This is a genomic window from Haemophilus sp. THUN1692 (assembly GCF_059704395.1).
Genome location: NZ_AP046579.1, coordinates 614848 through 628153, shown reverse-complemented (window position 1 = coordinate 628153; position 13306 = coordinate 614848). Strand labels below are relative to the sequence as shown.

The following is a 13306-nucleotide window of genomic DNA, read 5'->3' as shown; positions in this document are numbered from 1 at the left end:
TAGTAATGACTGAAGATATTAAGGCTGATGCGCCAAAAAAATTAAGTATTCAACGCAGAACAAAAACAACAGTGAGCAGCACCACAACTGGTGGTAAAAGCAAAGAAGTGCAAGTAGAAGTACGTAAAAAACGGACGGTAAAAACTGATATTGCTCAACAAGAAGAAGCAAAATTAAAAGCACAGCAAGAAGCGGAAGCTAAAAAAATTGCTGAACAAAAAGCGGCAGAAGAAAAAGCTCGTTTAGAAGCTGAAAAAGCAGCAGTTAAGAAAGAAGCTGATGAAAAAGCAAAAGCTGAAAAAGCGAAAGCAGAAGCAGCTAAGCCAGCAAAAAGTGCGGTAGATTCTAAAGCTAAATCTGTTGATCCTGAAAAAGAGAAACGTAAAGCAGAAGAAGCAGAACTTCGTCGTAAAGCTGAAGAATTAGCTCGTCAAAAAGCTGAAGAACAAGCTCGCCGTGCAGCAGAAGAAGCGAAACGTTATGCTGAAGCAGATGATTCAGACAATGAATCTTCTTCAGAAGACTATTCTGATTACAACTTAAGTTCAAGATATGCACTTGAAGCAGAAGATGAAGAAGATCGTCGTAACGAAAATCGTGGCCGTGGCAAAAATAAAGTAGCAAAAGCGAAAAAAGGCGGTCGCGACGATGAAAATAGCAAAAACTCGAAAAATGAGCGCGAATCTAATCGTAAAAATCAAAAAGACGCTAAGTTTGGTAAAGGTAAAAATGGCAAAAAAGGTGCCGCACTTCAACAAGCTTTTACTAAACCAGTTCAAGCTGTAAAAGCGGATGTTGTCATTGGTGAAACCATTACTGTTGCTGAATTAGCGAACAAGATGGCTGTAAAAGCGACTGAAATCATCAAAACGATGATGAAGATGGGCGAAATGGTTACTATCAACCAAGTTATCGACCAAGAAACCGCTCAATTAGTAGCAGAAGAACTTGGCCATAAAGTAATTCTTCGCAATGAAAATGAGCTTGAAGAAGCGGTATTAGGCGATCGCGATGTAAACGCAGAAAAAGTAACGCGTGCGCCAGTTGTAACCATCATGGGTCACGTTGACCATGGTAAAACCTCTTTACTTGACTATATTCGTAAAGCGAAAGTTGCTGCTGGCGAAGCGGGTGGTATTACTCAACATATCGGTGCGTATCACGTAGAAATGGATGATGGTAAAATGATCACCTTCTTGGATACTCCGGGACACGCAGCGTTTACTTCTATGCGTGCGCGTGGTGCTAAAGCAACAGATATCGTTGTTCTTGTTGTTGCTGCCGATGATGGTGTGATGCCTCAAACGATCGAAGCGATTCAACACGCAAAAGCAGCGGGTGCGCCTTTAGTGGTTGCAGTAAATAAAATCGATAAACCAGAAGCTAATCCAGACCGTGTTGAGCAAGAATTATTACAACATGATGTAATTTCTGAAAAATTCGGTGGTGATGTGCAATTCGTTCCAGTATCTGCGAAGAAAGGTACAGGGGTTGATGATTTATTAGATGCTATCTTACTTCAATCTGAAGTGCTTGAATTGACCGCTGTAAAAGACGGCATGGCAAGTGGTGTAGTCATTGAATCTTACTTAGATAAAGGTCGTGGCCCTGTGGCAACTATCTTGGTTCAATCAGGTACACTACGTAAAGGTGACATCGTACTTTGTGGTTTTGAATATGGCCGTGTGCGCGCAATGCGTGATGAAAACGGAAAAGAAGTGGATGAAGCAGGTCCTTCAATTCCGGTTGAATTATTAGGTCTTTCAGGTGTGCCAGCAGCGGGTGATGAAGCAACCGTTGTACGTGATGAGAAAAAAGCACGTGAAGTGGCGTTATATCGTCAAGGTAAATTCCGTGAAGTGAAATTAGCTCGTCAGCAAAAAGCGAAACTTGAAAATATGTTTAGCAATATGTCTGAAGGCGATGTGGCTGAATTGAACGTCATTGTGAAAGCGGACGTACAAGGCTCTGTGGAAGCGATTGTTCAAGCGTTAAATGAGCTTTCTACCAATGAAGTAAAAGTTAAAGTTGTTGGTTCTGGTGTAGGTGGTATTACTGAAACTGATGCAACTTTAGCTGCAGCATCTAATGCCATTATTGTTGGCTTTAACGTTCGTGCTGATGCATCTGCGCGTCGTGTCATTGAAGCGGAAAACATTGATTTACGCTACTACTCAATCATCTATGAATTGTTGAATGAAATTAAAGCAGCAATGAGCGGTATGTTAGAGCCTGAATTTAAACAAGAAATTATTGGCTTAGCTGAAGTTCGTGATGTATTCCGTCATCCGAAATTTGGTGCAATCGCAGGTTGTATGGTAACAGAAGGTGTAGTGAAACGTAACAACCCAATCCGTGTATTACGTGATAACGTCGTTATCTTTGAAGGGGAATTAGAGTCTCTTCGCCGTTTCAAAGACGATGTATCTGAAGTTCGTAACGGTATGGAATGTGGTATCGGTGTGAAAAACTACAACGATGTAAAAGTCGGTGACCAAATCGAAGTGTTTGAAGTAGTTGAAGTTAAACGTTCAATCTAACTTTTAACAAAATAAAGGGCGGTTAGAAATCATAGTGTTTTTAATCGCCCTTTTGTTATTAAATAAACCGCATCAAAATTATAAACCAGTTAAATCCTCTGCAATTTCTTCAGCTTGTTTAATCACATAAGTTACCGCTTCTTCCTGTTTATCGGGCGGGTATTTGTAGCGTTGTAGGGCGCGTTTAATGAGAATACGCATTTTTGCCCGCACCGCTTCTTTGTACTGCCAGTCGATTGTGACCGATTTTCTAAGTGTTTCCGTGATTTCTTTCGCCAGTTTAGAAAGCACTTCATCGCCCATTAAATCTTTTGCACTTTGATTTTGAGATAGAGCTTGATAGAAGGCAAGTTCTTCCTTGGTTAATCCTAGTTTTTTCCCTAATGCTAGACGTTCTTGGAAATCTTGGCTCATTTTAAAGAGTTCGTCTAAAATCTCTACCACAGTCAAATTGTGATTGTGGTATTGATTCAATGCTTCTTTCAAACGCTGTTCAAAATCTTTTTGCAAGGTTAAGTTTGTGCCTGATTTAACTTTAATTTCACTTGCTAAATAACGCTCCATTGCCGTAACCCATAAATTTTTAGTTGGGCTATTTTTAACAGTTTGTAAAAATTCTTCGGAAAGCAAGCTGATTTGTGGTTGTGGTTTTTCTAGCAGATCAAATAAATCAATCACGCCTTCAGAATACACCGTTTGATTAACCAGTTTTTTTAATAAAATCTGTCTTTCATTTGTGCCAGTGCCTTTTTGTTCACGTTTAGTTAAAATTGCCCGTACGGCATCATAAAAGGCGATTTCTTGGTTATACGGCTCAACTTCAGCTAATGCGCCGCACAGCATATAGCCTTTTTTCACCAAGCCTGCCGCTTTCAAAAAGGCTTTTTTGCGCGGTTCGGTTTCTTTTTTATTAAACCAATGTTGCTCGTGTGCTTTGCCATCAAACGGTAATTGATCGAGGCTCAAAATATGGTTGGCAGCAAAACGAATAGCCATCAAAAGATCATGCGGATTATCTTTTTCTAAGGCCGTCTGAACATCAAAGGTTTTCCCTTCAACTGGTGTTGCAAACAGGTGGCGGATAAATTCTAAATGCTCTTTCATTTTAAAGAACACATCAATCACGCTATCCGTCAATTTGCCTTTGCCTTGCGAATTGGTGTATTGCTGGGTTGCTTCTTTGAGTTTTTCGGCAATACCGACATAATCCACAATCAAGCCGCCATTTTCTCGGCTTTTATTGCGGAATACACGGTTAACCCGCGCAATCGCCTGCATCAGGTTATGCCCTTGCATAGGCTTGTCGATATACATCGTATTACAGCAAGGCGCATCAAAGCCCGTCAGCCACATATCGCGCACAATCACCACTTTAAGCGGATCGTTTGGGTCTTTAAAGCGGCTTTCCAGCGTTTGTTTTTCCTGTTTACTGTAAACGTGTTTCTGCATTTTCGGCGCATCGGAAGCAGAACCCGTCATCACAATTTTAATCGCCCCTTCGTTAATATTGTCCGAATGCCATTCAGAGCGCAGTTTGATGATTTCATTGTATAAGTCCACGCAAATCTGACGGCTGGAAACCACCATCATCGCCTTACTATCAACGACTTCATTGCGTTTGGCAAAATGCTGCACAAAATCCGCGGCTAAATCAGCCAGGCGGGCTTGCGAACCCAGCAATTTCTCCTGCAAACGCAGCGCAGGGGATTGCTCCTCTTCTAGCAAATCATCAATTTCTTTGAATAGCTCATCGTGTTCTTTTTCATTTAAGCGGATTTGGCGTGCTTCATACACAATCGGCACCGTTGCGCCATCTTCCACTGCATCTTGCAAGTCATAAATCGACACATAACGCCCGAACACATCTTGCGTGTCCTTATCTTCTAGGCTAATTGGTGTACCGGTAAAACCGATAAATGAAGCATTAGGCAGCGCATCGCGTAAATGGCTGGCGTAGCCTGCCTGAAATTTGCCGTTATGCAATTTTTGCGTAAAGCCATACTGGCTGCGGTGTGCCTCATCGCTGATTACAATAATATTGCTGCGCTCATTTAAAACAGGGAAGCGGCTTTCTTCCTCATTTAGGGCAAATTTCTGAATCGTGGTAAAAAATACGCCACCGACTTCATTTTGCGCGAGTAGTTGGCGCAGTTGATCGCGGTCTTCCACTTGTTGCGGTGTTTGTTTGATTAAGTCTTTGCCTGAAGAAAAGGTTTGGAAGAGCTGACCGTCCAAATCATTGCGGTCGGTGACCACCACAATCGTCGGATTTTTCAATTCAGGCTGTGCAAGCAGTTTGCCGGCATAAAACAACATGGAAATCGACTTGCCCGAACCCTGCGTATGCCACATCACACCAATGCGGCGGTCGCCTTTTTCTGAAGTCGCCCAAATGGTGGAATCTACCGCTTCATTTACGCCGTAATATTGATGGTATGCGGCGATTTTTTTAATGCTTTTACCGCTGGAGTCCCGCTCAAATAAGACGAAATAGCGGATATAGTCGAGCAAATCTTTGGGCTGCAGCAAGCCATTAAGCAGGCTTTGCAATTCATCATCAAAGTATAAGCGCGCGCTTTTATTTTTTTCATCGACCACTTTCCACGGCGTAAAGCGTTGGAAATCTGCCGAAAGCGAACCCAAACGGGCAGCAATGCCGTCTGAAATAATCAGGGTTTGGTTGTAAACAAACAGCTCGGCAATTTCATCTTTATAGGTTTCAAACTGATTAAACGCCTGTAACAAATCTGCTGATTCACGCAGCGGATTTTTTAATTCAAACACCACCAAGGGCAGACCATTTACAAAGCCGATAATATCGGGAATCCGTTTGCCGCCTTTACGGCTGCGGATTTCCAGCTGATTGACGGCAACAAGGCGGTTGTTCTTCACCTGCTCAAAATCCACCAAGCGCGCCATCTCGATTTTTTGCTCATTTTGTCCGTGGCTATTGGGAGCCTGATATTCCACCCGAACGCCATCGCGCAACAGTTTATAAAACGCCTGATTACGCACCACCAAGTCGCCAATATCGCTTTTCGTTGTCGATTTCACCACAGAATCCACCGCACTTTCAGGCAGATGCGGATTTAGCTTGCGCACCGCCTCACGCAGTTGCTCAACAAATACTACGCCGCTCAAATCGCCACGGGCAAACTCGCCCTCATGAACAGGTAAGTCTTTACCATAGCGATATTCCCAACCGAGAGATTGTAGGCGTTGAAGGGTGAGTTGTTCGATATCGTTTTCGTTGAGCATGATGCGCTCCTTAGTGTATTGGTTTTAAATATCCCCTTTACGAAAGAGGAAAATGGTATTGAGCGTAATTTTAGTTTAGGTGTTTTTCATAAGTAATTCTGCTGTTAATTCGACCGCTTGTAGCTAATAAACCTTCTAAATAGTCTCCCTCTTTAGCAAAGAGGGGATAGTGGAAATTTGGCAGAGGTAAAATTAATCTATTAAGTATTTATGCATCTTTATAATCTTTAATCATTGGTTGGAAAATCTGCTTTATTTGCTTATCTATATTCCATTCAAAGAAATACCTTTGATTATCTAGCCTGTTATTTATACTTCTAAAAACATTTAATAGTTTCATTTTGGCATTAAGCAATTTCCTGATGTTTTTACGATTTTCTTTTTTGATGACATCATGACGAACTGTTTCTCTATCTGAATGGGATAATTCTTTGTCCCAGATTAACTTTAGATTTTCTGAATTAAATTTTATATATTTAGTTAGCTGCTTAATCTTATTTTTCTCTTCGGGAGTTGCTTTTTCATCTAAAATATCTTTTAGATAATTTAGATTAGAGTTTTTTAGTATATCTCCTCTTCCTTGTTCAGCAGGATCTATCAATTTAGCCATTTGACTAAGAAAGTTATTTAATAGGGCATTTGTTAGGTAATGAAATGTATAACAATTATAGTTGTAAAATTTAATTCTATTTCTTCTTCTCATTTTTAAGAAATGAGCAATACATTCTAAATGAAGCATCAGCTTCCATTAAATAGGTATTTACTTTTTCCAAATGAACTTTAATTTCTTCTTGAGTTGGCATTTTATAGCTTCCCATTTAATAATCTAGGTAGTAATAGATCTCTGGAATTAGATAAGATCTCGTTTTGGTAGCTGTTAAATATAGACTTATCTAGAGTTTTCTTTAACAACTTTTCAAAAACTAAATGCACTTCAGTATTTGCTAGCAATAATGGATATTTTAAAATATCTCTAGTGCTAATATTGGGTTGAGCAGATCCTTGTGCAGTAAAATCAACAAAGTTTTTAAAATCCTCTTGAATCATATTCATATATATAAAGCTATAAAATGTTTCAGATTCATTCATTTGTTTAGCCAGAAATTTAGCTACACGTTGATTCAACATAGCCTTCTTATTTGCTGGCATTCTTCCTACTTTTCCAACATAAGCACCTGTTAGTCCAATGACAATGTCTCCACCATTCAAAACAAAATTAGAACGTAAAGATAGGTTATCTTCTGAAACGAAACCATTTCCTTCCACTGTAAGAATTTTTGATTGTATAGAGCCAATTTTTATTACTGGAATTCCTGTATCAGTCCATTCTGAGCTTTTAAATGCATAACCATTTTGCATTTCACAAATTTCTGAAAGTGTTGTTTGTTTCCACCCCTTCGGCACTTCAACCCCATCAACTTCCACCATCTCACACGGAAACGCTTTGGCGGTTTCGGCTAGTTCGGCGTAGTGGTCAGGCTGTGTTTGTGAAAGTGCGGTCAGTTCTTCGGGTGTTTTTCCGCTGATTGCCTGCATGGCTGCCAGCTCTGCTTGTTCAAGGCTCATGCCGTCTGAAAGCGCTTGGACTTTGGCACGCATGGGATCGAAATCGACAAACCAGCTTTTAAACAGGGCTTGGGCGATTTGTTCCAAGGTTTGGTTGATTTGAGTGTTGAGTTCTATTTTTTGATCTAAAGCAAATAGAATGTTAGCTATTTCTCTTTGTTTTTCTATGCTAGGTATTTTTAAAATAGATTTTTTTATAGTATCTGTACTAAGATTAACTTGCACACCGCTATTTGCATTAGCTCTTAGATAGTCAATTTGTTTTGATGAGTTTAAATAATAATAAAGATAAATTGGGTCTAGTATATCATTTCTAACAACTCTAATTCTTCCAACTCTTTGATTTAATATAAATCTATTATTGTGAGATATTCTTGCACAACAGCCAAGTAATGCCATTGAGTTTTTCATATCAGTCATGGCAATAGTAATATCATTTAGTTTTAAAATAAATTTATCTAAATTTTTAGGATAATTTTGGGGCACAAATACAGGTGTTGTGTCTTCTTTAAATCCACCTCCACGATTTATATATCCCATTCTAAATACTTCATTTGTATTTTCTGAAGAATCTACATAATCAGAATTTTTGAATGCAAAACCATTCTGAAAATCACATAATTCTTCTAATGTATACTCTTTCCAATCACTCATACCCCAATCCCCCTAAATTCTTCTTAATCTCCGCTTCTAATTCCGCACTTTTCGCAAATTGTTCCTTCAAAAGCGCGGTCAGATTTTGCATTTTTTCTGCAAATGATACGCCGTCGTCTTCTTGTTCTGCGGTGCCGACATAGCGTCCCAGTGTGAGGACGAAGTCGTTGTCTTTAATTTCTTCTAACGTAGCGGATTTGCAGAAAGCGGCTTGGTCTTCATAGCCGTCTGATTTTTGCCAAGCGTGGAGGGTATTGGCGATTTTGGCGATGTCGTCAGTGGTGAAATCACGCAATACGCGGTCTTTCATATAGCCGATTTGGCGGGCGTCGATAAACAATACTTCGCCTTTGCGCTTTTTGTTGCGGTTTAGGAACCAAATACAGGCGGGGATTTGGGTGTTGGTGAAGAGCTGGCCTGGCAGGGCTACCATACATTCGACCAAGTCGGCATTGATAATGGCTTTGCGGATTTCGCCTTCGTTGTTGGTTTGGCTGCTCATGGAGCCGTTGGCCAGCAATAATGCCATTTTGCCGTTGGGCGAGAGGTGGTAAATCATGTGTTGCAGCCAAGCGAAGTTGGCGTTGCCTTTGGGCGGGGTGCCGTATGCCCAACGTGGGTCGTCGGCCAGGGATTCGCTCCACCAATCGCTGATGTTGAATGGCGGGTTTGCCATGATGAAATCCATCTTTTTGTCGATGTGTTGCGGCTGGGTGAAGCTGTCGGCGTTGTGTTTGCCGAAGTCGTAATCAATACCGCGAATCGCCATATTCATAGCGGCGAGTTTCCATGTAGTTGGGTTGAATTCTTGTCCGTAGATGGAAACGTTGTTGATGTTGCCTTGATGGGCGGTGATAAAGCGTTCGGTTTGTACGAAAAAGCCGCCGCTGCCCATGGCCGGGTCATACACGCGGCCGGAGTATGGCTCGAGCATTTCGACAATCAGGGAAACAATGGATTTCGGTGTGAAATATTGCCCGCCGCGTTTGCCTTCGGCTTGGGCAAAGCGACCGAGGAAGTATTCGTAAACGTGGCCGAGAATGTCTTTTGCGCCTAAATACACGGGCTCGCCGTTGTAAGTCGGACGGGTAAAGTGGGTATCGGAGAAGAGGATAATCAGCCCGCGCAGGGTGTCTTCGTTTACGGCATAGCCGCTAATGCGTTGGAGTACGCCTTTGAGTTTTTCGTTGTCTTTTTCAATGGCATCGAAGGCATCGTCAATCAGTTTGGCCACGCCTGAGAATTTCCCGCCCCAAGGCAATTCAGCCCCCGTGTTGAGAATAGAGACTTCTTGTAAGGCTTGCCAACGAGCAGAGACTGGCACCCAAAATACGTTATCTGCGGTGTAATAATCACGGTTTTCTAGTTCTGCAGCTAAGGCTTCTTGATACTCTTCTTCAGTATCAAAAAAAGTGCGGTCAAGATAGAGGGGATTTTCAGCATCGAAAAGTTCCGCCTGAATTTTTTCCTGTTGATGGGTGAAATTATCAGAAATGTATTTTAAAAAGATAAGACCAAGAACGATATGTTTATAGTTGGCGGCATCAAGTTGTTGGCGGAGTTTATCAGCAGATACCCAAAATTTTTCATCTAATTCATTTAAAAATGCTTGTTGTAATACGTGATTTTCATCGACAATCTTGGTCGTCTCGTCTCGTCTCGTCTCGCTTGCATAAATTATGCCCTCTGTAAAGTGATTTTTATCGGAAGTTTGAATGTTCAAACAAATTATCAGGTGTCATTTTATCGAAAAACAGTATCGGGTTGAAAGGGATTTTTGCGTGCTAAATCCAATGATTTCCAGTAGAATGGGGCGCTTTTATAAATAAGGAATAACTATGGCAAGAGAATTTAAACGTAGCGATCGCGTCGCTCAAGAAATACAAAAAGAAATAGCAGTCATTTTACAACGCGAAGTGAAAGATCCCCGTATTGGGATGGTGACAGTTTCTGATGTGGAAGTATCGAGCGATTTATCTTACGCAAAAATCTTCGTGACTTTTTTATTCGATCACGATGAAAAGGCAATTGAGCAAGGCATGAAAGGCTTAGAAAAAGCATCGCCTTATATTCGTTCATTACTAGGCAAAGCGATGCGTTTACGTATCGTGCCAGAGATTCGCTTTATTTACGATCAATCCTTAGTGGAAGGGATGCGTATGTCAAATCTTGTGACCAATGTTGTGCGTGAAGATGAGAAAAAACACGTTGAGGAAAGCAACTAATGTCTAGACCTCGTAAACGCTGGCGCGATGTTGATGGTGTGTTTTTGTTGGATAAGCCACAAGGCATGTCATCAAATGACATCATGCAAAAGGTGAAGCGTTTATTTCAAGCGAACAAAGCGGGGCATACTGGCGCGCTCGATCCCTTGGCAACGGGGATGTTGCCGATTTGCTTGGGTGAAGCAACTAAGTTTTCACAATTTTTGCTTGATGCAGATAAGCGTTATCTTGTTACGGCAAAATTAGGCGAACGTACCGATACTTCCGATGCGGAAGGGCAAGTCGTGGAAACTCGAGAAGTTCATATTGAAACTCAGCAAATTTTGACCGCACTTGAACAATTTCGTGGTGATATTTTGCAAGTGCCGACAATGTTTTCTGCACTAAAACATAACGGTAAACCGCTTTATGAATATGCTCGACAAGGTATTACACTTGAGCGTGAGGCACGCCCAATTACGATTTTTGAACTCAATTTTATTGAATATCACGCACCTTATTTAACCTTAGAAGTGCATTGTTCAAAAGGCACTTATATTCGCACTTTAGTCGACGATTTGGGTGAAGTGCTAGGTTGTGGCGCACATGTGACAATGTTACGCCGTACAGCCGTAGCGGATTACCCCGTAGCAGAAATGATGCCAATCGATGAGTTACAACTACTTGCTGAAAGTTTTCCATTAAGTGAATTAGATCGTCTATTACTGCCAACTGATACCGCAGTAAGTAAATTACCCGCTTTACATTTGGATGCAGAGCAGAGTAAAGCCATTGGTTTTGGTCGGCGAGTGAAATTTGCTAACGACGAGCAATTAAGCGGTCAAGTGCGGTTATTTTCAGCGGAGAATTTATTCTTAGGCGTGGCATTGATCGATGGGAATATTATTCGCCCACAACGGTTAATCACGCAATCCGCATAACTTAATTGCCTTTCCTATAAAATTCTAGTAATCTCATCTGTAATTTATTTTTTACAACACATGTAAACTAAATATTGCAGGTGAGTTTTATGGAAGCCCTTAAGGATTTACGTTCTGAAATTGATTCGCTTGATCGCGAACTTATCCAACTTTTTGCTAAACGTCTTGAGTTGGTTTCTCAAGTCGGTAAAGTTAAACATCAACATGGATTACCTATTTATGCGCCAGAGCGTGAAATAGCTATGCTCCAAGCGAGACGTTTAGAAGCTGAAAAAGCAGGCATTTCAGCAGATCTGATTGAAGATGTTCTACGCCGTTTTATGCGCGAATCCTATGCAAATGAAAACCAATTTGGCTTTAAAACCATCAATCCTGATATTCACAAAATTGTTATCGTGGGTGGGTATGGTAAATTGGGTAGTTTATTTGCTCGCTATTTACGTGCATCTGGCTATCCAATTTCTATCTTAGATCGCGAAGATTGGGCGGTGGCTGAAAGTATTTTAACGAATGCGGATGTAGTGATCGTTTCCGTCCCTATTAATCTCACCTTAGAAACAATTGAACGCTTAAAACCTTATTTAACGGAAAACATGCTACTTGCAGATTTAACCTCTGTTAAGCGTGAACCGCTAGCGAAAATGCTTGAAATCCATACTGGTGCTGTTTTAGGTTTACATCCAATGTTTGGGCCAGATATTGCAAGTATGGCAAAACAAGTGGTTGTGCGTTGTGATGGCCGTTTTCCTGAACGTTACGAATGGTTACTTGAGCAAATTCAAATTTGGGGCGCAAAGGTTTATCAAACCGATGCCACAGAACACGATCACAGTATGACTTATATACAAGCTTTGCGCCATTTTTCAACTTTTGCGAATGGTTTACACCTTTCAAAACAGCCCGTTAATCTTGCTAATTTATTGTCACTTTCTTCTCCTATTTATCGCTTAGAACTTGCAATGATCGGTCGTTTATTTGCGCAAGATGCAGAGCTTTACGCAGATATTATTATGGATAAGCCAGAAAATTTAGCGGTAATTGAAACACTAAAACAAACTTACGAAGAAGCCTTAACTTTCTTTGAAAATAATGATCGTCAAGGTTTTATTGATGCTTTCCATAAGGTGCGTGACTGGTTTGGCGATTATTCAGAACAATTCTTAAAAGAAAGCCGTCAGCTATTGCAGCAGGCAAATGATTTGAAGCAAGGGTAGGGGAAAGTGCGGTGAAATCTCACCGCAGTTTTCTTTTACTGTCTCGCTAATCTTAAGTTTTCAGGTAAATTCTCAAAATTAGAACGGAATGGGTTGATGTCTAATCCACCACGACGAGTATAGCGTGCGTAAACAGTGAGTTTTTCTGGTTTGGCATAGTGCATTAAATCGCAAAAAATACGTTCGACACATTGTTCGTGGAATTCATTGTGTTGACGGAATGATACAACGTAACGTAATAATTTTTCGTGATCGATTTTTTTACCAACATAATGAATATGTAACGTTCCCCAGTCTGGCTGATTGGTAATCAGGCAGTTAGATTTTAACAAATGGCTGACTAATTTTTCTTCGACCATTTCATCAGATACGCAATCTTTCAGCCAATCAGCGTTAAATTCGTAGCTAGTAATTTCAATATCTTGTTCATCAATGCAATCACCTTGTAAGTGATCAATTTTTTGAGAATCATAAACTGCCACTGGATTTAACCGCACTTTTAGATCGCTTTGCGCACATTCGCTTAAATCGCGTTGCATAGTTTGTTGAACGGCATTGACGTCGGCAAATTTGCTTTGGTTGAAGCTATTTAAATAAAGTTTAAAACTTTTTGACTCAATCAAATTTTGGCTTTGATAATCCAGATAAATGTCTGCGATAGCAACTTGTGGTAAGCCTTTTTCGTTGAGCCAAGAGATTTCATAAGCCGTCCAAATATCGGCGCCGATAGTAAATGGTTGGTTTTGAGTAATGCCCAATCCATCACGATTTAACGCGCGTGGCACAGGCTGTAATAAAGTGCGGTCATATTGAGAGGCGTATTCTGTTTTTTGACCGAGTTTTAAGGATTTTAAGCTGTTGTCTTGGTAATTCATCTTTTCTCCGATTAGTTGTTCGAATTTTGCAAATTTTGACACTTTATAAATTAA

Annotated in this window: 9 protein-coding genes; 4 read left to right on the top strand and 5 right to left on the bottom strand. The window is 40.7% G+C overall.

What is annotated here, in order from left to right:
- Positions 1-5: 5 nt before the first annotated feature.
- On the top strand, positions 6-2540 hold the full coding sequence (infB, locus tag AC6H0A_RS02920; RefSeq protein ID WP_005642097.1) for a translation initiation factor IF-2: 2535 nt from the start codon (positions 6-8) through the stop codon (positions 2538-2540).
- A 78-nt stretch (positions 2541-2618) separates the two neighbouring features.
- Here the strand turns inward: infB and AC6H0A_RS02915 are convergent, their stop codons facing one another.
- From AC6H0A_RS02915 to AC6H0A_RS02900, 4 genes are all read right to left on the bottom strand, one after another.
- Complete coding sequence (locus AC6H0A_RS02915; RefSeq protein ID WP_005642099.1) at positions 2619-5798, bottom strand: type I restriction endonuclease subunit R; 3180 nt, start codon at positions 5796-5798, stop codon at positions 2619-2621.
- Between the two features lie 208 nt (positions 5799-6006).
- A complete protein-coding gene (locus tag AC6H0A_RS02910; RefSeq protein ID WP_044232979.1) occupies positions 6007-6537 on the bottom strand; it encodes a hypothetical protein in 531 nt (176 codons plus the stop codon).
- Between the two features lie 65 nt (positions 6538-6602).
- A complete protein-coding gene (locus AC6H0A_RS02905) occupies positions 6603-8018 on the bottom strand; it encodes a restriction endonuclease subunit S (protein ID WP_005642101.1) in 1416 nt (471 codons plus the stop codon).
- Entirely contained in the window at positions 8011-9741 is a 1731-nt protein-coding gene (locus tag AC6H0A_RS02900; protein ID WP_497512390.1) for a class I SAM-dependent DNA methyltransferase, read from the bottom strand. The genes AC6H0A_RS02905 and AC6H0A_RS02900 overlap by 8 nt, the downstream gene beginning before the upstream one ends.
- Positions 9742-9856: 115 nt before the next feature.
- Here AC6H0A_RS02900 and rbfA point away from each other — a divergent pair, with 115 nt between their 5' ends.
- From rbfA to tyrA, 3 genes are all read left to right on the top strand, one after another.
- Positions 9857-10243 carry a 30S ribosome-binding factor RbfA gene (gene rbfA, locus AC6H0A_RS02895; protein WP_179230967.1) on the top strand — a complete coding sequence of 129 codons (387 nt, stop codon included), beginning with the start codon at positions 9857-9859 and terminating at the stop codon, positions 10241-10243.
- A complete protein-coding gene (gene truB, locus AC6H0A_RS02890; protein WP_005642109.1) occupies positions 10243-11163 on the top strand; it encodes a tRNA pseudouridine(55) synthase TruB in 921 nt (306 codons plus the stop codon). Before rbfA ends, truB begins: the two co-directional genes overlap by 1 nt.
- 89 nt (positions 11164-11252) lie before the next feature.
- Positions 11253-12377 (top strand): bifunctional chorismate mutase/prephenate dehydrogenase, encoded by a 1125-nt coding sequence (gene tyrA / locus AC6H0A_RS02885; protein WP_497512388.1) that lies wholly within the window; start codon positions 11253-11255, stop codon positions 12375-12377.
- A gap of 35 nt (positions 12378-12412) precedes the next feature.
- Here tyrA and queF read toward each other — a convergent pair whose 3' ends face one another.
- A complete protein-coding gene (queF, locus tag AC6H0A_RS02880; protein WP_044232982.1) occupies positions 12413-13252 on the bottom strand; it encodes an NADPH-dependent 7-cyano-7-deazaguanine reductase QueF in 840 nt (279 codons plus the stop codon).
- Between the last annotated feature and the right edge of the window lie 54 nt (positions 13253-13306).